This is a genomic window from Pelomonas caseinilytica, assembly GCF_021353235.1.
Lineage (GTDB): Bacteria > Pseudomonadota > Gammaproteobacteria > Burkholderiales > Burkholderiaceae_C > Pelomonas > Pelomonas caseinilytica.
Map to the genome: position 1 here is coordinate 152636 of NZ_JAJTWT010000007.1, position 23021 is coordinate 175656.

The following is a 23021-nucleotide window of genomic DNA, read 5'->3' on the forward strand; positions in this document are numbered from 1 at the left end:
GGCCGGATGTGCAAACGCGTGGACATCAGCTCACAGCCAGCGTTCTGTCGCAGAACTGTCGTGGATTTTTGTGACATTGCGGCCCGTCACGCCGTCCGCCCCGGCCGTCGCCGGAGCGAGTCATCTGAGCACTCCAACGCGCCCCGCGCCCCACTTCCATGCGATCTGCAGTCCACGCCCTCACGCCCCTGGCCGCCCTGCTCGGCCTGGCCTTCACCGCCCTGCCGGCCCTGGCCCAGACCACCGAGACCCAGGAGCTCGAACGCGTCACCGTCTCCCTCGGCCGCGGCCAGATCCGCTCCGTCCAGGGCCTGACCAAGGCCGACTTCGAAGCCGCCGCCGCGGCCGGCCAGAGCCCGCTGGCCACCGTCTCGCGCCTGCCCGGCGTGAACTTCCAGTCCGCCGACCCTCTGGGCAACTACGAGTGGTCCACCCGCTTCACGGTGCGCGCCTTCTCGCAGAACCAGCTCGGCTTCACGCTCGACGGCGTGCCCCTGGGCGACATGAGCTACGGCAACCTCAACGGCCTGCACATCAGCCGCGCCATCTCCAGCGAGAACGTCGCCCGCGCCGACCTGTCCCAGGGCACCGGCTCACTGGACACGCCCTCGTCCAGCAACCTCGGCGGCACGCTGCAGTTCTACTCGTCCGACCCGGGCAGGAAGTTCGGCGCCCAGCTCTCGCAGACCCTGGGCAGCGACGGCAACCGCCGCAGCTTCGTGCGCCTGGACAGCGGCGCCTCCGAGTTCGGCGCCGTCTACGCCAGCTACACCCACCAGCAAGCTGACAAATGGAAGGGCAACGGCCAGCAGCGCCAGGACCAGTTCAACCTGAAGTACGTCAAGGACTTCGGCGAGAACCACCTGTCGGCCTTCGTCAACACCTCCAACCGCCGCGAGATCGACTACCAGGACATGTCGCTGGAGATGATCAACCGCCTGGGCTACGACTGGGACAACTTCTATCCCGACTTCGCCGCCGCGGTGAAGGCCTCCAACACCCTGTGCGGCAACAACGGCAGCACCTACGTCGCCCAGTGCGACGACGCCTACTACGCCGGCTCCGGCCTGCGCAAGGACACGCTCGCCGGCGCGACGCTGGACGCGAAGCTGGCCGACAAGCTCAGCCTCAAGACCACCGTCTACCACCACAAGAACGACGGCCGCGGCCTCTGGTTCACGCCCTACACCGCCTCGCCCGACGGCACGCCCGTCGCGCTGCGCACCACCGAGTACGCCATCCGCCGCAACGGCCTGACCGCGACCCTGGACTACGAGATCGCCGGCCACCAGCTGCGCGCCTCCGTCTGGCACGAGAACAACGACTTCGACCAGGCTCGCCGCTTCTACGCCACCTCGCCCAGCGCCGTCCCCAGCCCCTACGACTTCCCGACCAACCCCTTCTTCACGCAGTGGCAGTACGCCTTCAACACGAAGACCGACCAGTTCTCGCTGTCCGACACCGTGGCCCTCGGCCGGGACCTGACGCTGGGCCTGGGCTTCAAGTCGCTGCGCGCCAAGATCGATGCCGAGCGCCAGGTCGGCACCGGCCCGGCCGGCAGCATCACGGCCAAGAAGGGCTTCCTGCCCCAGCTCGGCCTGAACTACCAGCTCAGCCGCAGTGACGAGCTCTTCGCCAGCGTCTCCAAGAACATGCGCGCCTACCAGGGCGCCGCCACCGGCACGACGCCGTTCGCGACGACGCAGTCGGGCTTCGACGCCATCAAGGGCTCGCTGCGCCCCGAGACCTCCACCAACTTCGAGGCCGGCTGGCGCACCACCAGCAAGCTCTACGAGGCTGCGCTCACCGCCTACGTCGTCGACTTCAAGGACCGCCTGCTCGGTGTCACGCAGGGCTCGGGCATCCAGGGCAACCCCACCGTGCTGAGCAACGTCGGCGGCGTGCGCACCAAGGGCCTGGAGGCGGCGCTGTCGCTGCGCCTGATGCCGGGCGTCAGCTGGTACAACAGCCTGAGCCTGAGCAACTCCACCTACCGCGACGACGTCGTCAGCAAGGACGCCAACAACCAGACCACCACCATCGCCATCGCCGGCAAGCACGTCGTCGACGCGCCGGACCAGATGGTCAAGAGCATCCTCAGCTACGACGACGGCCAGTGGTTCGGCAACATCGGCGCCGACTACATGTCCAAGCGCTACTACAGCTACCTCAACGACGCCGCGGTGTCGGCGCGCACCCTGTTCAACGTCAGCGGCGGCCTGCGCGCCAAGTCGCTGGGCTTCCTGTCCGAAGGCAGCGTGCAACTGGGCGTGACCAACCTCGGCAACAAGAAATACATCTCGACCGTCGGCAGCAACGGCTTCGTCAACAGCGGCGACAGCCAGACGCTGCTGCCGGGCGCGCCGCGCCAGTTCTTCGTGACCTTCACCGGCAAGCTCTGATGGCCGCCTCGCCCAGCCATCTCGACCGGCGCCAGCTGATGCTGGCCGCCGGGCTGGCGGCGGTGGGCGCGGGCGCGCAGGCGGGCACGAACTCCGGTTCGCGCCCGCTGGCGCTGGCCACGCCCGCCGACTCGCACAAGCTGCGCATCGCCTTCGGCTCCTGCGCCAAGCAGTCCAAGCCCCAGCCCATCTGGGCGACGGTGCGCGCCGCGCGGCCCGACCTCTTCCTCTTCCTCGGCGACAACCTCTACGCCGACGCCAGGGACGCCGACACCCTGCGCCAGCGCTATGCCGAGTTCCGCCGCGTCGAGGCCCTGCAGGCCTTCCGCCGCGACGTGCCCCACCTGGCCATCTGGGACGACCACGACTTCGGCGACGACGACGTGGGCGGCGACTACCCGCTCAAGGCGCTGTCCCAGCAGCTCTTCTGCGACGAGTGGGGCGAGCCGGCCGACTCGCCGCGCCGCAGCCGCCCCGGCATCTACGAGGCCTGGCGCATCGAGCGCGCCGGCCGCACCGTGCAGGTCCTGATGCTGGACCTGCGCTTCAACCGCACCGGCCTGGTGGCCGACCCCGCGCTGAAGCAGGGTTATGCCGCCATGTACGCCAAGGCCAGGCTCGGCGGCGCGCCCATGCCCGGCTGGTACCTGCCCAACCTCGACCCCGCGGCGACGATGCTGGGCGAGCCGCAATGGGCCTGGCTGGCCGAGCGCCTGGCCGAGCCCGCCGACGTGCGCCTCATCGTCTCCAGCGTGCAGTTCGCCGCCGAAGGCACGGGCTGGGAGGGCTGGAACAACTTCCCGCTGGAGCGCCAGCGCCTGGTGGACCTGATCCGCGACAAGCGCGCCGAAGGCGTCGTCCTCGTCAGCGGCGACATGCACTACGCCGACCTCTCCCGCTGGGACGCGCCCGGCTGCTATCCGCTGTGGGACCTGACCTCCAGCGGCCTCACCGAGGTCTGGGACATCCCCACGCCCAACCGGCGCCGCGTCTCCGAGGTGTATGCCGGCGTCAACTTCGGCCTCGTGGAGCTGGACTTCTCCGGCCGCGTGCCGACGCTGCAGCTCGGCATCCGCGACCTCCAGGGCAACACGCGCATCCAGCAGCGCCTGGGCCTCGACCAACTCCGCTTCGCCGCCGCATGAACCTGAACCGCCGCCATCTTGTCCTCGGCCTGGCCGCCACCGGCCTCGGCCGCGCCGCCCCGGCCCAACCGGCGGGCCTCGTGGAGGCCGCCCGCGCCGAAGGGCGCATCCAGAGCGTCGGCATGCCCGACGACTGGGCCAACTGGCGCGCCACCTGGGCCGACCTGCAGCGCCTGTACGGCCTGGCCCACGGCGACACCGACATGAGCAGCGCCGAGGAGATCGCCAAGATCGAGGCCGAGCGTGCCAACGCCAGCGTCGACATCGGCGACGTGGGCTTCGAATTCGGCCCCATCGCCAAGGCCCGCGGCATCACGCGCGCCTACAAGCCCACGACCTGGGCCCAGCTGCCCGACTGGGCCCGCGACGCCGACGGCCACTGGGCCCTGGCCTACACCGGCACCATCGCCTTCGCCGTCAACAAGCGCCTGCTCCGGGACGTGCCGCGCAGCTGGAAGGCCCTCTTCGCCGCCCAGCCGCGCGTGATGATCGGCGCCGTCGGCCGGGCGGCCCAGGCCAATGCGGCCGTGCTGGCCGCCGCGCACGCCCTGGGCGGCGACGAGACCCGGCTGCAGCCGGCACTGCAGGCCTTCGCCCAACTCGCCAAGGCCCGCAAGCTGCTCGGCACCGACCCCTCGCCCGCGCTGATGGAGCGCGGCGAGGCCGAGGTCTTCCTGCTGTGGGACTTCAACGCCCTGAGCTACCGCGACAAGCTGCCCAACGCCGCCGACTACGAGGTGTTCATCCCCGCCGACGGCTCCATCACCAGCGGCTACACGACGCTGCTCAACAAGTTCTCCAAGCGCCCCCACGCCGGCGACCTGGTCCGCGAGTACATCTTCAGCGACGCCGGCCAGCTCAACCTCGCCCGCGGCAATGCGCGCCCCATCCGCATCGAGCACCTGGCCCTGCCCGAAGACGTGAAGAAGAAGCTGCTGCCCGTGGCCCAGTACCAGGCCGCCCGGGCCCTCAAGCCGCAGCTGTGGACCGAAGAGGTCAAGAAGCTGCCGCGCGCCTGGCAGCGCGAGGTGCTCGCGTGAATTCCAAAGGCAACCACAGAGGCACGGAGCCACAGAGCAAACACAGAGAAGCACTTCCTCTGTGCCTCTGTGCCTCTGTGGTTGCATTTCTCCCTCTGACATGAACAAGCTCATCCTCCTGCTGGTGGACGGCCTGCGGGCCGACACCGCACGCGACTACCTCGGCTACGTGCAAGCGCTCAACGAGGCCGGCCGCGCGCACTGGAGCACGCTGCGCTGCGAGCTGCCCGGCGTGTCGCGGCCCCTGTACGCGACGGTGCTCAACGGCCGCACGCCGCTGGCCCACGGCATCCTCGGCAACGGCCAGGCCGGCCAGCGCTGCGGCCCCACGCTGTTCGACGACCTGGCCGCCGCCGGCCGCCGCTCGGCCGTGGCGGCCTACCACTGGGTCTACGAGCTGCTGGCCGGGCAGGTCTTCGACCCGCTGGCCCACCGCGAGGCCGCGTTGCCGTCCTTGCGCATCGAAGCCGCGCGCTGGTACTGGGAGGACGACTACCCCGACTCCCATCTCCTCGCCGACGCCGAGGCGCTGCGCGCCGCGCAGGCGCCCGACTTCCTGCTCGTCCATCCCATGGGCCTGGACCTTGCCGGCCACCGCCATGGCGGCGAGTCCACCGGCTACAGCTTCGCCGCCCGCCGGCTCGACCAGGTCCTCGCCCAGGTCCTGCCGCGCTGGCATGCCGCGGGCTACGACCTGCTGCTCACCAGCGACCACGGCATGCATGCCGACCACTGGCACGGCGGACCGCTGGCCGTCGAGCGCGAGGTGCCGCTGGTGTGGCTGCCGCACCAGGGCAGCGCCCAGGCGCCGGCCGGCTGGCCCGACACCCAGACCGGCATCCGCGGCTTCGTCGCCCGCCACCTCGGATGCAGCTGACCCCGGTACGCGCCTGGCTGGCCGCCGGCCCGCTGCTGGCCCTGTCCGCCGCCGCCCTGCTGCTGCCGCTGGGCTGGCGCAGCCTGGAGCTGCTGCGCGCCTGCCTCGGCCCCGGGGCCTGCGTGCTGCGCGAGCTGGCCGCCGACCGCTTCTACCTCGACGCCATCGCCCGCACGCTGGCGCTCTCGGCCGCCAGCAGTGCCCTCGGCCTGGTGCTCGGCCTCGGCGCCGCCCTGCATCTGCTGGCGCGTCCGCGCTGGAGCCGGCCGGTGGCCGTGCTCGCCGGCCTGGGCGCCAACTTCGCCGGCGTGCCCCTGGCGCTGGCCTTGACGCTGCTGCTCGGCAGCCAGGGCGTGCTGACCACCCTGGCCCGCGCCCACGGCCTGCTGCAGGACTGGGACCTCGCCGGCGACGCCGGCCTGCTGCTGGCCTTCACCTGCTTCCAGGTGCCGCTGGCCGTCGTGCTGCTGATGGCGCCGGTGAAGCTGCTGGACCCGGCCCTGGCCGAGGCTGCCGCCACCCTGGGTGCCTCGCCGGGACGCTTCTGGCGCCGGGTGGGCCTGCCCCTGCTGGCACCCAGCCTCGTGGAGGCCGCCAGCCTGCTCTTCGCCAACGCCGCCGCCGCCTACGCCACACCCTTCGCGCTGGCCGGCACGGGCAGCCCCGTGCTCGCGGTGCGCATCGCCTCCGCGGTCAGCGGCGACATCTTTGCCCAGCCCGAGCTGGCCACGGCGCTGTCCCTGGTGCTGGGCCTGCTGCTGCTCGCCGTCATCGCGGGCGGACGCTGGCTGTCCAGGCGGTTGAAGTCATGAAGCCGCCCGCCCCGCCCTGGCGCCTGCCGGCCCTGGCCTTCTGGGCCGCGGCCCTCGTCGTGCTGTTGCCGCCGCTGGCCGTGGGGGCCTATGCCTTCAGCGAGCGCTGGGACCAGGGCCTGCTGCCGCAGGGCGCCACGCTGCATTGGCTGGCCGGCCTGGCCGGCGACGAGCGCGTGCGCGCGGCGGCCTGGAACTCCGTCTGGATCTCGGGCGCGGCGGCCTTGCTGGCGGTGCTGCTGGGCGGCGCGGCTAGCCTCGCGGCGCATCTCGCGGCACCGCGCCTCAAGCGCCTGCTGGACGGCCTGGCCCTGCTGCCCTATGCCATCCCGCCGGTCGTCGTCGCCATCGGCGCGCTGGACCTCTTCGTCGGCCGCTGGGGCGACGTGCTGGACCTGCGGCTGGTCTACGCCGGGCTGCTGGCCGCGCTGCTCTTCCCGCTCGTGCACCAGACGCTGTCGGCCGCGCTGCAGCAGCTCGACGCCCAGCCCCTCATCGACGCCAGCCGCACCCTCGGCGCTTCCGACGGCCTGCTGCTCACCCGCGTGCTGCTGCCGCTGCTGCTGCCCGCCTTCGCCGCGGCCGGGCTGCTGGCCTGGACGACCGGGGCCATGGAGTTCGCCATCGCCAACCTGCTGCTGGCCGGCTCGCTGGAGTTGCTGCAGCCCCTGGTCAACGGCCTGCGCGGCGCCAACGGCCACCTGGCCGCGGCCCTCATCGTCGTCAGCCTCGTCCTCGTCACCCTCATCGGCGCCCTCGTGCACCTGCTCACCTCATGGCGAACCCCAGCGCGCTCCTAGTCCGCGAGGCCGGCGTGAGCCTGGCCGGACGTCCCATCCTGCAAGGCATCGACCTCGAGCTGCCGCGCGGCCAGGTGCTGGCGCTGCTGGGTGGCTCCGGCTGCGGCAAGACGACGCTGTTGCGCACCATCGCCGGCCTGCAGGCCCTGGACGGTGGCCGCATCGAGCTCGACGGCCGCGACGTCAGCGCCATGCCCGCCCGACAACGCGGCATCGGCGTCGTCTTCCAGCATTACGCGCTGTTCCCCAACCTCAGCGTGCGCGAGAACATCGGCTTCGGCCTGCAGGCCCGCGGCGAGCCGGCCGGCCAGCAGCGGGCGCGCATCGACGAGCTGCTGGACCTCGTCGGCCTGGCCGGGCACGCCGGCAAGCGGCCGGGCCAGCTCTCGGGCGGCCAGCGCCAGCGCGTCGCCCTGGCCCGGGCGCTGGCGCCACGGCCCTCGCTGCTGCTGCTGGACGAAGCCTTCTCGGCGCTGGACGAGTCCTTCCGCATCCCGCTGCGGCGCGCCTTCCGGCAGCTGCAGCGCAGCCTGGGCCAGAGCTGCGTCCTCGTCACGCACGACCGCGACGAGGCCTTCGAACTGGCCGACCAGGTGGCCGTGATGTTCGACGGCCGCATCGAGCAATGCAGCCCGCCGGCCGAGCTTTGGCAGTGGCCGCGCACGCTGCGCGTGGCCGATTTCCTGGGCGCCTTCAACCGGCTGGACGCCCGCCGCGCGCCCGAGCCCTGGCGGCGCGACGGCGGCAGCTGGATCGCGCCGCTGGCGGCCCTTCAGCCCGCGACGGCCGGCACGCCCGAGGGCAGCTGGGCGCTCACGGCCACCGTGCAGGCTGCGCACGCCGGGAGGCTGAGTGCCAGCGTCGAGCTGCTCACGGGCGATGGGCAGGCGATCGCCCTGCAGCTGCCGCCCGGCGCGCCCTTGCCGGCCGCCGGCAGTCCGCTGGCGCTGGCCCTGCCCCCCGAGGCCCTGCAATGGTTGCCGGCCTGACCCCCTAACTCCGCCACGCGGGCAGGCATGTCATGCGGCCTTCATGCCGCCTGCCTAGCGTGGGGACACCCCAACCCGCCCCCCGGAGTCCCCCAATGCATCGCCGTTTCATCCGCCTCGCGTCACTGGTGCTGATGGCCGCCTGCCTGCCCGCCCTCGCCCACGAACTCGACGGCGAGCGCCGCGACGAGCGCGGCATCGCCAGCGTGCAGCTCGGCCCCCGCCCCTTCTTCCTCACCAACGAGATGGCCGACGGCCCGCTCAAGCAGAAGCTGCAGCATTGCGCCGCCACGCGCGAGCACTACAAGCCGACGCTGTTCTCCATCGGCCACCGCGGCGCGCCGCTGCAGTTCCCCGAGCACACCAGGGAGAGCTACGAGGCCGCCGCGCGCATGGGTGCCGGCATCGTCGAGTGCGACGTGACCTTCACCAAAGACAAGCAGCTCGTCTGCCGCCACGCCCAGAACGACCTGCACACGACGACCAACATCCTCGCCACGCCGCTGGCCGCCAAGTGCGTCAAGCCCTTCACGCCGGCCGTCTTCGACGCCGCGGGCACCCTCGTCGCGCCGGCCGCCGCCGAGTGCCGCACCAGCGAGCTGACGCTGGCCGAGTTCAAGAGCCTGCGCGGCAAGATGGACGCCTCCAACCCGCGAGGCCGCACGGTGGCCGAGTACATGGGCGGCACGCCCGCCTTCCGCACCGAGCTCTACGCCGGCCCCACCAGCGGCACGCTGCTGTCGCTGAAGGAGGCCATCGCCCTGTTCAAGCAGCTGGGCGTGAAGATGACGCCCGAGCTGAAGTCGCCCGCCGTGCCCATGCCCTTCGACGGCTTCACCCAGGCGGCCTATGCGCAGAAGATGATCGACGAGCACAAGGCCGCGGGCGTGCCCGCGCGCGACGTCTGGGCGCAGAGCTTCAACCTCGACGACATCCTCTACTGGGTGAAGAACGAGCCCGCCTTCGGCCGCCAGGCCGTCTACCTCGACGATGCCAACACGCCCGCCGACCTGCCGACGCTGGAGCAGCTGCGGGCCTACCGCGCCCAGGGCGTGCGCATCGTGGCGCCGCCGCTGTTCGCGCTGCTGACGGCCGACACCAGCGGCAACATCCTGCCCTCGGCCTACGCCCGCAACGCGCGCGCCGCGGGGCTGGACATCATCACCTGGTCGCTGGAGCGCAGCGGCGTCCTGGCCGACGGCAACAACGGCTCCTACTACCAGACCTTCGACAGCGCCGTCACCCGCGAGGGCGACGTGCTGCGCGTGCTGGACGTGCTGGCCCAGGACATCGGCGTGATCGGCGTGTTCTCCGACTGGCCCGCCACCGTCAGCTTCTACGCCAACTGCACGGGCCAGCGCTGAGCGGGCTCAGGCCGGTGCCGCGGTGATGGGCGCCAGGCGCGGCACCTCGTCGTCGCTCCAGAGCCTGAAGCGGGCGACGAAGTGCTGGCCCGAGCCGTCCTCCAGGCCGAAGCTGCCGCTGTTGCCGGGCGCCACGTCCAGCGTCATCTCCAGGCCGGCCAGGTAGTCGCACTGGGCGGCGCTGGCATAGACGGGCACGCCGGCCACGTTGCCCAGCCGCCTGTCGTCGGCGTTGAGCTTCAGCTCGTGCGCGGCAAAGCACATCGGCGCGCTGCCGGCGCAGCAGCCGTGCGACTGGTAGAACAGCAGCTCGCCGTGCCGGCCGCGCAGTTGCTCGATGAGCGCCCGCGCGGCCTCGGTGGACAGGACACGAGGGAGAGTCGTGTCCACCGGCTTCAGAAGAAGCCCAGCGCGCTCGGCGAGTAGCTCACCAGCAGGTTCTTGGTCTGCTGGTAGTGGTCGAGCATGGCCTTGTGGGTCTCGCGGCCGATGCCCGATTCCTTGTAGCCGCCGAAGGCCGCATGCGCCGGATAGGCGTGGTAGCAGTTGGTCCACACGCGGCCGGCCTGGATGCCCCGGCCCATGCGGTAGGCACGGCTGCCGTCGCGGCTCCACACGCCGGCACCCAGGCCGTAGGGCGTGTCGTTGGCGATGGCCAGGGCCTCGGCCTCGTCCTTGAAGGTGGTCACGGCCAGCACGGGGCCGAAGATCTCCTCGCGGAAGATGCGCATGTTGTTGTTGCCCTGGAAGAGCGTGGGCTGGATGTAGTAGCCGCCGGCCAGGTCGCCGCCGAGCTGGGCGCGATCGCCGCCGATCAGCACCTTGGCGCCCTCTTCCTTGCCCAGGGCCAGGTAGCTCTGGATCTTGTCCATCTGCATGGCCGAGGCCTGGGCGCCCATCATGGTGTCGGTGTCCAGCGGGTTGCCCTGCTTGATGGCGGCCACGCGCTTGAGCGCCCGCTCGATGAAGCGGTCGTAGATGCTCTCCTGGATGAGGGCGCGGCTCGGGCAGGTGCAGACCTCGCCCTGGTTGAAGGCGAACAGCACCAGGCCCTCGATGGCCTTGTCGAGGAAGGCGTCGTCGGCGGCCATCACGTCCTCGAAGAAGATATTGGGGCTCTTGCCGCCCAGCTCCAGCGTGGCCGGGATGAGGTTGGTCGCCGCGGCCTGGGCGATGACCTTGCCCGTGGCGGTGGAGCCGGTGAAGGCGATCTTGGCGATGCGCTTGCTGTTGGCCAGCGGCATGCCGGCCTCGCGGCCGAAGCCGTTGACGATGTTGAGCACGCCGGCGGGCAGCAGGTCGGCGATGAGCTCGGTCAGCACCAGCAGGCTGATGGGGGTGCTCTCGGCGGGCTTGAGCACCACGCAGTTGCCCGCGCCGAGGGCCGGCGCCAGCTTCCACGCGGCCATCAGGATGGGGAAGTTCCACGGGATGATCTGGCCGACGACGCCGAGCGGCTCGTGGAAGTGATAGGCGATGGTGTTGTGGTCGATCTCGCTGAGGGCGCCTTCCTGGGCGCGCACGCAGCCGGCGAAGTAGCGGAAGTGGTCCACCGCCAGCGGGATGTCGGCATTCAGCGTCTCGCGGATGGGCTTGCCGTTGTCCACGGTCTCCGCGTAGGCGAGCAGTTCGAGGTTGGCCTCGATGCGGTCGGCGATCTTGAGCAGGATGTTGGCGCGCTCGGCCGGCGGCACGGCGGCCCAGCCGGCGGCGGCCGCGTGGGCGGCGTCCAGCGCGCGCTCGATGTCGGCGGCGCCGGAGCGGGCGGCCTGGGTGTAGACCTTGCCGCTGATGGGCGTGACGACGTCGAAGTACTGGCCCTCGACGGGCGGCACGAACTTGCCGCCGATGAAGTTGTCGTAGCGGGCCTTGTAGGCGATCTTGGCGCCGGGTTGGCCGGGTGCGGCGTAGACGGTCATGGGATGTCTCCTGCGAATGGGTTGGGGCAGGCCTCTCATCGCAGAACCCGTGCCAGGCCGCGGCAGGCGCCCGCGGGGCCCCGCGCGGGCCGAAAGTGCAGGGAAACCACTCTCCGGCTGTCCCAGCCTGGAGCAATGCGGCACAGCGCGTGACACCCGCCGCGGCGGGCCCGCCCGCCAGCGGCCAGGGCCCCTCGCCCGCAGGTACGGCGGCTCGGCGGCGCCGCCGCGGACTGCTCCATCCCGCCGCGATGGCGACTGGCATGGAGCTTGCGCCGTCGCCCCGCATCCGAACGCCACGCTCGCACGGCGGCGGACATCCATCAACAACGGAGACAACCATGCAACTCAAGCCCCTCGTCGCCCTGCTCGCCCCGGTCTTCGGCCTGCTGGCCGCCACCGGCGCGCCGGCCGCCGTGACGGACCAGATGATCGAAGCCTCGTCCAAGTCGGGCCAGGAAGTCCTGTCCTGGGGCCTGGGCACCCAGGGCCAGCGCCATTCGCCGCTCAAGCAGATCAACGCCGGCAACGCCGCCAAGCTGGTGCCCGCCTGGGCCTTCTCCTTCGGCGGCGAGAAGCAGCGCGGCCAGGAGTCGCAGCCGCTGATCCATAACGGCAAGATGTTCGTGACCGCGTCCTACTCGCGCATCTTCGCGCTGGACGCCGCCACCGGCCAGAAGCTGTGGAAGTACGAGCACCGCCTGCCCGAGGGCATCATGCCCTGCTGCGACGTGGTCAACCGCGGCGCGGCCCTGTACGACAACCTCGTCATCTTCGCCACGCTCGACGCCCAGCTCGTCGCCCTGGACCAGGCCACGGGCGACGTGGTCTGGAAGGAGAAGATCGACGACTACGCCGCCGGCTACTCCGCCACCGCCGCGCCCATCATCGCCAACGGCCTGCTGCTGACGGGCGTGTCGGGCGGCGAGTTCGGCGTGGTGGGCCGCGTGGAGGCGCGCGACCCGCGCACGGGCAAGATGGTCTGGAGCCGCCCCACGGTGGAAGGCCACATGGGCTACACCTGGGACAAGAACGGCAAGAAGACCGAGAACGGCGTCTCCGGCACGCCGGGCAAGAGCTGGCCGGGCGACCTCTGGAAGACCGGCGGCGCGGCCACCTGGCTGGGCGGCACCTACGACCCCAAGACGGGCCTGGCCTACTTCGGCACCGGCAACCCGGCGCCGTGGAACAGCCATCTGCGCCAGGGCGACAACCTGTTCAGCTGCTCCACCGTCGCCATCGACGTGAAGACCGGCCAGATCAAGTGGCACTACCAGGGCACGCCCAACGACGGCTGGGACTTCGACGGCGTCAACGAGTTCATCACCTTCGACATGGACGGCAAGCGCATGGGCGCCAAGGCCGACCGCAACGGCTACTTCTACGTGCTGGACGCCACCAACGGCCAGCTCGCCAACGCCTTCCCCTTCGTCAAGAAGATCACCTGGGCCTCGGGCATCGACCTGAAGACCGGCCGCCCCAATTTCATCCCCGAGAACCGCCCCGGCGACCCGACGGCCGCGGCCGACGGCAAGAAGGGCAACTCGGTGTTCTCCGCGCCCTCCTTCCTGGGCGGCAAGAACCAGATGCCCATGGCCTACAGCCCCGACACCAAGCTCTTCTACGTGCCCGCCAACGAATGGGGCATGGAGATCTGGAACGAGCCCATCGCCTACAAGAAGGGCGCGGCCTACCTCGGCGCCGGCTTCACCATCAGGACGCTCAACGACGACTACATCGGTGCCATGCGCGCCATCGACCCCAAGACCGGCAAGATCGTCTGGGAAGTGAAGAACGGCGCGCCGCTGTGGGGCGGCGTGCTGACCACCGCCGGCAACCTCGTGTTCTGGGGCACGCCCGAGGGCTGGCTCAAGGCCGCGGACGCCAAGACCGGCAAGGTCGTCTGGCAGTTCCAGACCGGCTCGGGCGTGGTCGCGCCGCCGGTGTCGTGGCAGCAGAACGGCGAGCAGTACATCGGCGTCGTCTCCGGCTGGGGCGGCGCAGTGCCGCTGTGGGGCGGGGACGTGGCCAAGAAGGTCAACTACCTGGAGCAGGGCGGCATGGTCTGGGTCTTCAAACTCTCCAAGTAAGCGGCCATGCCCTGAACTGAAAGCGCCGGCCCGCGCGGCCGGCGCCTCTGTCATTCCCGAGGTCTTTCCCCATGCAACCCAACCGCCGCATCTTCATCTTCCAGGCCACGACGGCCTGCCTGGCCGTCCCGGCCATTGCCCAGACCGCCCCGGTCGACGAGACCAGCGACACCGCCGTCGCCCTCGGCTACAAGCACGACACGGCCCTGGTCGACACCGCCAAGTTCCCCAAGCACCAGGCCAGCCAGCACTGCGCCAACTGCCAGTTCTGGCAGGCCAAGCCCACCGATGCGTGGAGCCACTGCGCGATGTTCGGGCGCAAGGCGCAGGTGGCGAACAAGGGGTGGTGCAATGCTTGGGTCAAGGCGCCGGGCTGAGCCGAGTTGGGCGGCGGGGCGGGGCCGGCCGGCAAGCACTTCCGCTGAGGAGTGGTGCCGGCTTTAGGCTGACGGCGGAAGTTCGTCGAGGTCGGCTTTGCGGCAAAGGCCGCTATCGAAAACGCCCTGGACCTTCTGGCCCACGGCTTCGTGGGCGCCAAGATTGCGGGTGCGAATCATCAACCTGCAAGCCCGCGAAAGGGGAAGCCCATGGACGAGATTACCCGAGTCGGCGTCGAGCTGTCCAAGCACGGTAGGTTGGTGTGAACGCAGCGAACCCCAATGAATTCGGTCGATCCTGACGTTGGGGTTCGCAGGCTCACCCCCAACCTGCCGAGCTAGCGCGCCTCCATCAGCGGCCGGAGGGGCTGAAGGGAGGCCGGATTCCGAAGTTGGCTTGACACAGCCTGACCTTCTAGCGCCTCAACGCCGTCACCGCATGCTTCCCATTCGGCCGGGTTGTATGGGAACTCAATGAACAAGTGATGCGGCGGGCGCAGGGAGACTTGCGACCAGACAAAGTTGCGCCCTGAGCAGTTGGGTTTGGTGCTTTGAATGACTTCTGCGAGGGCCTCATTCAGCGCATCGAGTGCTCCGGGCTTGAATAGGGACGCCATGGTGAGTTCTACGTTGGACTGAAGGTCAAAGACAAGCAGCTGGATATCGTGTTGCGGCCTCGCAAGGCCCCGCCATTCAGAGATGCGCCGAAAGGTGATGTACTGGCCAAACGCCTCTGCCGGTTCGACGATCGATTGATTGGTCTCGCACGCCGAAAAATTAGAGTTCCTGGCAAGGAAGGTGACAATCTTTCTGTCTGGCAGCTTGAGGAGCTCGTCGATGCGAGACGACACGCATTCAGCCAGGAGCTCCACCGACTTCTTGCGGAGCCAAGCGTTGACGCGATCGAACTGACCCAGCTTCGAGCCAACCATGACCGGGTACGCCCACTCGACATTGCTGAGTTCAGCGCTAGATTGCGTTGACCGCGCTATTGCGTAGCTTGCCGTGCGGTACATGATCGGCGTACCGGGCTCAGCCGACGAAGCCGTAGTTAACAGCGAGAGGGCGAGTGCCAAGAGCGGCTTTACGTGGCTTCGCATTGATGTGGACCTTATATGGCACCTAACGCCGATCTCAGCGGACGGCGCAGCCGTCCGATGCAGCGGGGGGGGTTAGCCATCATTTCAGCCTCGCAATCAGGCTTTGCATGTGGCCGCTCCACGCTGGGAATGCCTTCCTGTTCTCTTGCCACAGCTCCCGAAGCTCGGACTTGGGACCGTTCAAAACGCGTGACACTGCCTTCACCGCGACAGGAGCGATCTTTGCGATTTCGGCCTTTTGTTGCCGCTCCAGCCAAGACGACAGTTCCTTCGGCAGAAATCTTGACGGCTTGCCTTTCGATGCCGCAACAACCTCTGCTGCTGCAACGGCCATCGAGCACTCCGGAGCTTCGAGATACCCATCGGTTAGCGCCGCGTTGAGCGTGACCAAAATGAACTCTGGACCGTTGGAACCAGCACATTGACTGGCCCAGTCCATCGCATCATCGTTGCTGAAGCTATCCGACTCCCACGCGCCTGCTCGGACGTGCGGAAGGAATGTCGATGTTGCGGCGAGAAGCAAAAGATCGCGACGGTTCATGCGTGGCTATACAAGATGGCTTCGTGACGTCGGGCGGCCCGACCCCTGCGATGCGGTAGGTTGCCGGAGCGAATCCCGTAGAGCTACACCCGGGCACCCCCAGTCGGTCTGCCGGGGCGTTGCAGGTGAGCAAGGAGTCGCGCCATGGGCAAGGAATCTAGCACCTTGTTCCGCGGCATCACTGCCAGCTTTCCAACTCCAACGTCCGCGAGCCCCCCACCAGCATCGGCGAGGTGGACGGCTCGTTGCGTTCCAGCTTCACGAGGCCGACGCCGCGGCAGTACCACTCCACCGTGGTCAGCGGCTGGTCGCGGTAGCCGCTGATGGGGTCGACGAAGATCTTCACCGTCGCGCTGCCGCGCACGCGCAGGCAGGGCGAGAAGCGGCCCGCGGGCACCTGCACGGCATCCGCCACCGCCTCGATCTCGTAGGTCATCGGGATGCGGGATGGCTGTGCTTGATCTCGCGCGGGTACTCCGCCGTGCGCATCAGCAGATAGGCCGTCGTCGGCGCCTGCCATTGCGTGCCCACCGCGAACGGCGCCTTCAGCGAGGTAGGTTGGGGTGAATATCGTGAACCCCAACGAATCCGGTCGACCGTGATGTTGGGATTCTCGGGCGCACTCCAACCTACCGAGCTAGATTCCTGCCCATGGCCCGACATCACGAAGCCATCTTGTCTAGGCATCAGAGAGGTAGTGCAGCCGTCCCGAACCATCTCCTGCCTTGATGCGTGATGTATGATGCCGAGCATCACCAAGCCCTTGGAGGGATGCCGTGCGGACGACTCTTGCCATTGACGACGACATCTTGGCTGCGGCCAAGCACCTCGCGGAGCGAGAGCACAAGAGCGTGGGAGAGGTGATCTCGGCACTCGCGCGCCAAGGGTTGGCTCGCAGCACGCGAGGTAGCAAGACGGAACGCAACGGGATACCGCTGCTGCCGAGTCGCAAGGCGGCCGTGCCCGTAACGCTGGAACTCGTGAACCAACTCCGCGACGAGCAGCCGTGATTCGCTATCTGCTTGATGTGAATGTGCTCATTGCGCTCATCGACCCGGCGCACGTCCAACACGATCAAGTCCATGAGTGGTTTGGGCGAGTTGGGCACAAGGCGTTTGCCACCTGCCCCATCACCGAGAACGGGCTGCTCCGGATCGTTGGCCATCCCAAGTACCCGAACTGTCCTGGCCCGCCGAGCGCAGTTGCAAGTGCCTTGTCTGCCATTCGCGACTTACCAGGCCATGCGTTCTGGCCCGACAGCGTCAGCCTCGTGGAGAGCAACTTGGTCGATTCAACACTGCTATCGAGCCACAGCCGCGTGACTGATAGCTACCTGCTGGCGCTCGCGAGGGCGAACAAGGGCAAGCTCGCGACCATGGACCAGAAGTTGGCCACGGAAGTAGTCGCCGAAGGGAAAACCGCGCTCGCACTGCTGTAACGCCGAGCGCTGATGCCCAATCACTCGCTCAACCCCAACCCGCTACGGCAGGCGCTGCAAGGCCGGCCAGTGCGGTAGGTTGGGGTGTTCTCCATCTTTCGCCTCGGCAGTTCCAGCCCCCCGCCCCGGCATCACTGCCAGCTCTCCAACTCCATCGTCCGCGAGCCGCCCACCAGCATCGGCGAGGTGGACGGCTCGTTGCGTTCCAGCTTCACGAGGCCGACGCCGCGGCAGTACCACTCCACCGTGGTCAGCGGCTGGTCGCGGTAGCCGCTGATGGGGTCGACGAAGATCTTCACCGTCGCGCTGCCGCGCACGCGCAGGCAGGGCGAGAAGCGGCCCGCCGGCACCTGCACGGCATCCGCCACCGCCTCGATCTCGTAGGTCATCGGGATGCGGGGATGGCTGTGCTTGATCTCGCGCGGGTACTCCGCCGTGCGCATCAGCAGATAGGCCGTCGTCGGCGCCTGCCATTGCGTGCCCACCGCGAACGGCGCCTTCAGCACGAAGCGGTCCTTGCCATCGGCCACCGGCTCGGCCTGCATGTCGCTCTTGCTGGCCACGCGCACGATGCCGCTGGCGTCGGCGCGCAGCCAGTAGTTGATGCCGCTGTCGCTGCGCCTCACCCAGGCCGGCTGGTCGTCCAGCACCAGGGTCTCGCGGCCGAGGGTGCGCAGCGTCAGCGTCTCGCGCTCGGAGGCGTCGGCGCCGCTGCGCGTGGTGACGGTGTAGGTCCAGCGGTGGCCGGCCTCGAGCGGGAACCACGCCTCGCTCCCCGTGCCGGGCGAGCGCCCGCAACCCGCGAGCACGAGCAAGAGGGAGGCAGACAGGATGCGCGCGCGCATGTTCATTTCTCGGGAAGTTGAGGGAGGGGCATGTCGCGCAGCTTGACCTGCTGTTCGTCGCTGCCCGGCCGCAGCCAGGACAGGCCCTTGCGCGGCTTGGCTTCGGCGGTGCCGAGCTGGCTGATGCCGTTGCGCACCTTCTTCAGGCCCTCGTTCAGCAGGCCGTGCAGGTCCTTGCTGTAGGGCAGCTGGTAGGCGCGCGGCTGCGGGGCGGGCTTGCCGTCCTCCACCGCGTTGACCCACACGTAGAGGGCACCGTCGCGCTTGGGGCCGGGCTCCTCGATGACGGCGGCCAGCAGCACGAAGCGCTCGGGCAGGGGGTCGCCGCCGGGCCAGCCCCACAGCGTGTGGATGGCGCCCTCGGCATAGAAGTAGAAGCCGCTCACCGCCACGACGAGCAGGCCGCGCAGCCAGGCCGGCCAGCGCGATTGCAGCAGGGCGAGAAGGCACAGCAGCAGCAGTGCGGCAAAGCTCAGGATGATGGGCAGGGTCATGTCGATTCAGGGCCTTTGCATCAGGCTCTTGGGCAGGGTGTTGACGTTGACGACGCTGCCGTCGGGCTGCAGCGTGAAGCGCACGGCGGTGGCCTCGTCGCCCTGGCGGGCGAGCTGGACGGTGCCGTAGAAGACGACGTCGGCCCGCGGGTTGACCTTGATGACCGTCACGGTCACCGGCACCGGCTGGCCGTCGTGGGACTGGTAGTACTGGGCGTTGACGACGAACTCGCCCGGCACGATGCCGCGGATGGTCACCACCTCCTGGCGGAAGGGGCTCTGGATCTTCTGGCCGTTGATGATGGTGGACGCATTGCCCTCGCCGCGGTCGTCGCGGTCCAGGTACATGAGCCCGGCTTCGCGCTGGCGGAACCACACCAGGTTGCCGCCGGGGTCCTGCACCCAGGTGTCGATGTCGTCGGGGCTGTTGTCGGGCCAGGCCACGTTGATGAGGTACTCGGCCTTGGAGGGCACGTCGCCCGCCTTGGTGGCACGCGGGTTCATGGCCAGCAGCGCGACGATGAAGCAGAAGACGAAGCCGATCAGCAGGTTGAACAGCATGTCGTAGAAGGGGTCGACCTCCGCCTCCCGCGAGCTGCGGCGCCTCCTCATACGGGGTCCGCTCCCGCGGGCCGAGCGCTGGGCCGCTCCCGAGCCGGCCCGCACTGGCGATGTGCTTGCGGCTCGACGCCGCAAGCATCGCCGTCCCCTCGGGGGACCGGCCAAGGCTCGCCTTGGACGAGGGGCAGCGCGGTCCTTTGGATGTCGGCCACCAGCGCGTCGGCGAAGCGGTCCAGCCGCGTCAGCTGCAGGCCGAGCAGGATGTTGCCCACCAGCCCGACCATGGTCGTCAGCAGGGCCACGCCCAGGCCGGCCGTCAGGCTGCGCAGCAGCTCCTGCGACTGCGCCGGGTCGAAGCTCTGCATGCGGCCGATGGCCAGCGCCAGCATCGAGAAGCCGATGACCTTGCCCAGCAGCCCGAGCTTGAGCTGGATGCCGTTGACCCACCAGGCCGTGCCGTGCGGCCCGTGGCTGAGCTCCACCAGCAGGTCGGCGGCGGTGCCGGCGTCGCAGCGCAGGGCTGCTTCGTAGTCGGCCGCCCAGTTGCGCTCGCCGATGCGGGCCTGCAGCGGCTGGGCCAGCAGCAGGCGCTGGCGCTGCAGCTCGCGCGAGCGCTGGCCGCACCACAGCGTGGAGCACAGGAAGACGGCGATGATGATCAGGGTCAGCCCGGTGGGGTCGGCCCCGAGCAGTAGGGCCCAGACGCCGCGCACGCCCAGCAGCCAGGTGCAGAAGGCCAGGCCGCCGCACAGCGTCAGCCACTCCAGCCATAACGGTTCGGCCGGGCGGCGCGACGCGGCAGGGGGCAGGGTCGGTGCGTTCACAGTTCGATCTCCATGCCGTCGTGCGCGACCTCGATGCCTTGCGCGGCCAGCTCGCGGCGCTCCCATCCCCCGCGGTCGAGGATGGGGTTGCTGTGGTGGATGTGGGTGAGCACCTTGCGCGGCGCGCCGCTGGCCTGCAGCACCTCGATCATTCCGGGGCGCCCGCCGTCGCGGCTCTGCGGCAGGTGGCCCTTGTCGGTGGCGCTGAGGGCGCCGACGCCGGCCTCCTGCATGCCGTGCTCCGACCAGAAGCTGCCGTCGACGACGACGCAGTCGGCCTGCTGCATCCAGGCCATCTCGTCCTCGCCCACGCTGGCGAGCGCGGGCGACAGGAAGAGGCAGCGCCCGCTGCGCAGGTCGCGCACCTGCAGGGCGATGCACTCGCCGGCCGCCTCGCCGCGCAGCCTCGCATGCCGTGGCGCCCGCGCCGGCACGGCCAAGGCGGCGAAGCTCAGGGCCGGAAAGCCCGGGATCTCGAAGCTGGCGCTGCGGGCCTCGCCGGCGATGGGCAGCATGCGCCAGCGCACCCGGCAGTAACTCTCCAGCACGTGCAGCAGCGGCAGCTCGGAGGTGAGGTCCTCGAACACCAGCGGCGTGGCATAGACCTCCAGCTCGCGGCTCTCGCGCAGGCTCAGCAGCCCGGCGACGTGGTGCAGCCGCGAGTCCAGCAGCACGACGGCGCGGATGGGCGGGTCGCCAGGCAGGCCGTCATGGGCGGGCTGCAGGGCCGGCGTGTCGCGGATCTGCTGCGGCAGGTCGGGCGAGGCGTTGATGAGCAGCCAGCCCTCGCCGGGCCGGCCGTCCTGGGAGATGGCGATGGAGCTTTGCGTGCGCGCGCTGGCGTCGAGGTCGCCGCGGCGCCAGGCGCTGCACAGCCGGCAGTGGCAGTTCCACAGCGGGAAGCCGCCGCCCGCGCCGGAGCCGAGCACGAGGAGCTTCATGCGAAGCCCCGCAGGGATGACAGGGACATGGGAGCAGGGGATCGGGTCGATGCCCCCAGGAGTGCAAGACCCGTGCCTTGCGCGAAGCCGCCGTCAATCGGGGGTTTTGCTCCACTTCGAGACAGGCCCGGGGGCGTTCACCCCCGGGAAAGTCCCGGGCCGGCCCTGAGGCCCCGGCACAACGCTCAGGCGTCGCCGGGCGGGTTCCAGCGCAGCTTGCGATAGATGGTGTTGCGGCTGATGCCCAGCTGCTTGGAGGCCAGCGAGATGTTGCCGCCCACCGCGTCCAGCGTGGCTCGGATCATGTCGATCTCGGCCTGGCCGAGGGTGCGCGCCGCGGCGGGCTCCGCCACAGCGAAGGCCACGGGCGGCGCGGGCGCCACCTCGGGCGCGCTCCAGGCCGGCGGCAGCGGCGCCGGCGCCGGGAAGGCCGCCGGAAGGGGCGCGGGGCCCGGCGCCGGGGTGAGGCCGCCGATGCTGCGCTGGATGTCCTCGAGGAAGTCGTCCGACAGGTGGGCCGCCGTGACGAAGCGCTCGCCCGCCGACATCACGGCCGCCGTGCGCAGCACGTTGGCCAGCTGGCGGATGTTGCCCGGCCACGAATAGCGCCGGAACATGGCCAGCACCTGGGGGCTGAGCTCGGGCGGGTCCTGGGGCCGCTCGGCCTGCAGGATGCGGCGCACGATGGCCTCGAGGTCGGTGCGCTCGCGCAGCGCCGGCAGCCGCAGCGCCAGGCCGTTGAGGCGGTAGTACAGGTCCTCGCGGAAGCTCTGGGCGGCGATCATGTCGCGCAGGTTGCGGTGGGTGGCGCCGATGACGGCGATGTCCACCGCGATGGACTTGGTGCTGCCCAGCGGCGTGACGCTGCGCTCCTGCAGGGCGCGCAGCAGCCGGGCCTGCAGCGGCAGCGGCATGTCGCCGATCTCGTCGAGGAAGAGCGTGCCGCCGTTGGCCTGCACCAGCCGCCCCGGCGCGCCCTTGCGCCGCGCGCCGGTGAAGGCGCCCTCCTCGTAACCGAAGAGTTCGGCCTCGATCAGGCTCTCGGGGATGGACGCGCAGTTGACGGCCACGAAGGGCTGGCGCGAGCGGTTGGAGTCGTGGTGCACGGCGCGGGCCAGCAGCTCCTTGCCGGTCCCCGTCTCGCCGAGGATGAGCAGCGGGATGCCGCGGTCCAGCACGCGCCTGACCTTCTGGATGACGGTCTCCAGCTGCGGGTCGCCGGTGCGCAGGTATTGCAGGCCGGAAAAGCGCAGGCCGCCGCCGGCCTCGGCATCGTCGGCAACGCGCCCGGCGGGGTCACCGCCCCAGGCGGCCTCCTGCATGGGCGCGGCGCGTGTGGGCGTGGCGTCCGCCACGTCGCCCACGTCACCCAGGTCGTCGCGCCCGCGCAGGCCGGCCACCACGGGCCGCGAGGGCCAGTCGAAGCGGGCGCTGACGAAGAAGGACTGCCCCGTCGGCAGGCACAGCTGCATCGGCGGCGACAGGGGCATGCGGAAATGGTCGTACACCGCGGCCGGCGTGGTGCCGAAGAGGCTGGAGAGGCTGCGCGAGCGCAGCTCGGCCCCGCTCATGCCGAGCTGGTCCAGCGCCGCGCGGTTGGCGCCCAGCAGCCGGCCCTCGGGCGAGACGACGAGGATGCCTTCGAGCAGGGTACCGATGAACTCGGGCCGGCTGTGGAAGTGCAGGCGCAGGCGGTTGTTGTAGTCGTCCGAGAGCCAGTGGTTCTCGATCATGCGGGCCGACATGCGCACCAGGCCCATGGTGTGCTGGTGGTAGCCGCGGTGGTCGCCGGTCACGTCCAGCACGCCGAGCATGTTGCCGCGCGGGTCGAAGATGGGCGCGGCCGAGCAGGTCAGGAAGCTGTTGGCGTGCATGAAGTGCTCGCCGCCATGGACGAGGGTCGGTGCCTCCTCGAACAGCGCCGTGCCGATGGCGTTCGTGCCCTTGGCGTGCTCGGCCCAGTTCTCGCCGGGCGCCAGGGCCACGCGGTGGGCGCGCGCCAGGAAGCTGTCGTCGCCGACGGCGTGCAGGATGGTGCCCTGGGCGTCGGTCAGCACGATCATGCTTTCGGTGTTGACGATCTGCTCGTAGAGCAGCTGCATCACCGGCGCGGCGTGGGTGTACAGGCGATGGTTGCGTTCGCGGGCGAGGTTGAGGTCGCTGCGAATGAGCGGGTCCAGGCCGCATTTCTCGTGGCGCTTCAGGCCCAGGGCTTCGCTGCGCTGGTGGCTGCGCTCGATGAAGGCCTGACGCGGTGGCGCCAAGGGCGCCGGGCCGCCTGGGGCTTCGGTCTCGATGGGCATTGAGGCTTCCTTCGCCTGCCTCTACAGGCTTGTCTCCGGGATTGCGCGGTCGGTGCCACGCTCGTGCTCTGGCGGGCATGGTGTCCCAAAGCGCACCGCCTGTCCATTGACCGCGCGCAAGCGGCGAGGACGCCACTGTGTCAGCTTGGAGCAATCCGG

The 23021-nt window shown here is 69.9% G+C and carries 23 protein-coding genes; 12 read left to right on the forward strand and 11 right to left on the reverse strand.

Annotated features, from left to right (window positions below; translation table 11 throughout):
- Window positions 1-158: 158 nt before the first annotated feature.
- From LXT12_RS17490 to LXT12_RS17525, 8 genes are all read left to right on the forward strand, one after another.
- Window positions 159-2402, forward strand: coding sequence for a TonB-dependent receptor (locus tag LXT12_RS17490; protein ID WP_233393567.1), 2244 nt, complete (start codon window positions 159-161; stop codon window positions 2400-2402).
- On the forward strand, window positions 2402-3547 hold the full coding sequence (locus tag LXT12_RS17495) for an alkaline phosphatase D family protein (RefSeq protein ID WP_233393568.1): 1146 nt from the start codon (window positions 2402-2404) through the stop codon (window positions 3545-3547). Before LXT12_RS17490 ends, LXT12_RS17495 begins: the two co-directional genes overlap by 1 nt.
- Window positions 3544-4587, forward strand: a complete 1044-nt coding sequence (locus tag LXT12_RS17500) for an ABC transporter substrate-binding protein (protein ID WP_233393569.1) — start codon at window positions 3544-3546, stop codon at window positions 4585-4587. The genes LXT12_RS17495 and LXT12_RS17500 overlap by 4 nt, the downstream gene beginning before the upstream one ends.
- A 100-nt stretch (window positions 4588-4687) precedes the next feature.
- Window positions 4688-5464 carry an alkaline phosphatase family protein gene (locus tag LXT12_RS17505; RefSeq protein ID WP_233393570.1) on the forward strand — a complete coding sequence of 259 codons (777 nt, stop codon included), beginning with the start codon at window positions 4688-4690 and terminating at the stop codon, window positions 5462-5464.
- Window positions 5455-6276: a hypothetical protein gene (locus tag LXT12_RS17510; RefSeq protein ID WP_233393571.1), complete on the forward strand. Its 822-nt coding sequence runs from the start codon at window positions 5455-5457 to the stop codon at window positions 6274-6276. Before LXT12_RS17505 ends, LXT12_RS17510 begins: the two co-directional genes overlap by 10 nt.
- Window positions 6273-7076, forward strand: coding sequence for an ABC transporter permease (locus LXT12_RS17515; protein ID WP_233393572.1), 804 nt, complete (start codon window positions 6273-6275; stop codon window positions 7074-7076). Before LXT12_RS17510 ends, LXT12_RS17515 begins: the two co-directional genes overlap by 4 nt.
- On the forward strand, window positions 7052-8065 hold the full coding sequence (locus LXT12_RS17520; protein ID WP_233393573.1) for an ABC transporter ATP-binding protein: 1014 nt from the start codon (window positions 7052-7054) through the stop codon (window positions 8063-8065). Before LXT12_RS17515 ends, LXT12_RS17520 begins: the two co-directional genes overlap by 25 nt.
- Before the next feature lie 95 nt (window positions 8066-8160).
- Window positions 8161-9429 (forward strand): glycerophosphodiester phosphodiesterase family protein, encoded by a 1269-nt coding sequence (locus LXT12_RS17525; protein WP_233393574.1) that lies wholly within the window; start codon window positions 8161-8163, stop codon window positions 9427-9429.
- Between the two features lie 6 nt (window positions 9430-9435).
- Here the strand turns inward: LXT12_RS17525 and LXT12_RS17530 are convergent, their stop codons facing one another.
- Together LXT12_RS17530 and exaC are read right to left on the reverse strand one after the other, a co-directional pair.
- The gene (locus LXT12_RS17530; RefSeq protein WP_233393575.1) at window positions 9436-9819 is read right to left on the reverse strand and encodes a DUF779 domain-containing protein; all 384 of its coding nucleotides are present in this window, start codon (window positions 9817-9819) and stop codon (window positions 9436-9438) included.
- A gap of 5 nt (window positions 9820-9824) precedes the next feature.
- Complete coding sequence (exaC, locus tag LXT12_RS17535) at window positions 9825-11348, reverse strand: acetaldehyde dehydrogenase ExaC (protein WP_233393576.1); 1524 nt, start codon at window positions 11346-11348, stop codon at window positions 9825-9827.
- A gap of 341 nt (window positions 11349-11689) precedes the next feature.
- Between exaC and LXT12_RS17540 the strand changes: the two genes are divergently transcribed.
- A complete protein-coding gene (locus tag LXT12_RS17540; RefSeq protein WP_233393577.1) occupies window positions 11690-13438 on the forward strand; it encodes a PQQ-dependent methanol/ethanol family dehydrogenase in 1749 nt (582 codons plus the stop codon).
- A 71-nt stretch (window positions 13439-13509) separates the two neighbouring features.
- Window positions 13510-13815, forward strand: a complete 306-nt coding sequence (locus LXT12_RS17545; protein WP_233393578.1) for a high-potential iron-sulfur protein — start codon at window positions 13510-13512, stop codon at window positions 13813-13815.
- 338 nt (window positions 13816-14153) lie between these two features.
- Here LXT12_RS17545 and LXT12_RS17550 read toward each other — a convergent pair whose 3' ends face one another.
- The 3 genes from LXT12_RS17550 to LXT12_RS17560 all read right to left on the reverse strand — a co-directional run bounded on the left by LXT12_RS17550 (window position 14154) and on the right by LXT12_RS17560 (window position 15892).
- Window positions 14154-14891 carry a hypothetical protein gene (locus LXT12_RS17550; RefSeq protein WP_233393579.1) on the reverse strand — a complete coding sequence of 246 codons (738 nt, stop codon included), beginning with the start codon at window positions 14889-14891 and terminating at the stop codon, window positions 14154-14156.
- 103 nt (window positions 14892-14994) lie between these two features.
- Complete coding sequence (locus LXT12_RS17555; protein WP_233393580.1) at window positions 14995-15456, reverse strand: DUF4259 domain-containing protein; 462 nt, start codon at window positions 15454-15456, stop codon at window positions 14995-14997.
- Window positions 15457-15634: 178 nt separating this feature from the next.
- Complete coding sequence (locus tag LXT12_RS17560; protein WP_233393581.1) at window positions 15635-15892, reverse strand: hypothetical protein; 258 nt, start codon at window positions 15890-15892, stop codon at window positions 15635-15637.
- 340 nt (window positions 15893-16232) lie between these two features.
- Here LXT12_RS17560 and LXT12_RS17565 point away from each other — a divergent pair, with 340 nt between their 5' ends.
- Complete coding sequence (locus tag LXT12_RS17565) at window positions 16233-16466, forward strand: ribbon-helix-helix protein, CopG family (protein WP_233393582.1); 234 nt, start codon at window positions 16233-16235, stop codon at window positions 16464-16466.
- The gene (locus tag LXT12_RS17570) at window positions 16463-16894 is read left to right on the forward strand and encodes a TA system VapC family ribonuclease toxin (protein ID WP_233393583.1); all 432 of its coding nucleotides are present in this window, start codon (window positions 16463-16465) and stop codon (window positions 16892-16894) included. The genes LXT12_RS17565 and LXT12_RS17570 overlap by 4 nt, the downstream gene beginning before the upstream one ends.
- Before the next feature lie 131 nt (window positions 16895-17025).
- On the opposite strand, the gene LXT12_RS17575 is transcribed toward LXT12_RS17570, so the two are convergent.
- The 6 genes from LXT12_RS17575 to LXT12_RS17600 form a co-directional block, all read right to left on the reverse strand.
- On the reverse strand, window positions 17026-17739 hold the full coding sequence (locus LXT12_RS17575) for a hypothetical protein (protein WP_233393584.1): 714 nt from the start codon (window positions 17737-17739) through the stop codon (window positions 17026-17028).
- A gap of 2 nt (window positions 17740-17741) precedes the next feature.
- The gene (locus tag LXT12_RS17580) at window positions 17742-18233 is read right to left on the reverse strand and encodes a hypothetical protein (RefSeq protein ID WP_233393585.1); all 492 of its coding nucleotides are present in this window, start codon (window positions 18231-18233) and stop codon (window positions 17742-17744) included.
- A gap of 6 nt (window positions 18234-18239) precedes the next feature.
- Entirely contained in the window at window positions 18240-18845 is a 606-nt protein-coding gene (locus LXT12_RS17585) for a hypothetical protein (RefSeq protein WP_233393586.1), read from the reverse strand.
- Window positions 18842-19618: a hypothetical protein gene (locus LXT12_RS17590; RefSeq protein ID WP_233393587.1), complete on the reverse strand. Its 777-nt coding sequence runs from the start codon at window positions 19616-19618 to the stop codon at window positions 18842-18844. The genes LXT12_RS17585 and LXT12_RS17590 overlap by 4 nt, the downstream gene beginning before the upstream one ends.
- Window positions 19615-20559, reverse strand: a complete 945-nt coding sequence (gene pqqB / locus LXT12_RS17595; protein ID WP_233393588.1) for a pyrroloquinoline quinone biosynthesis protein PqqB — start codon at window positions 20557-20559, stop codon at window positions 19615-19617. The genes LXT12_RS17590 and pqqB overlap by 4 nt, the downstream gene beginning before the upstream one ends.
- 185 nt (window positions 20560-20744) lie before the next feature.
- Window positions 20745-22862 carry a sigma-54-dependent Fis family transcriptional regulator gene (locus LXT12_RS17600; protein WP_233393589.1) on the reverse strand — a complete coding sequence of 706 codons (2118 nt, stop codon included), beginning with the start codon at window positions 22860-22862 and terminating at the stop codon, window positions 20745-20747.
- Window positions 22863-23021: the final 159 nt, after the last annotated feature.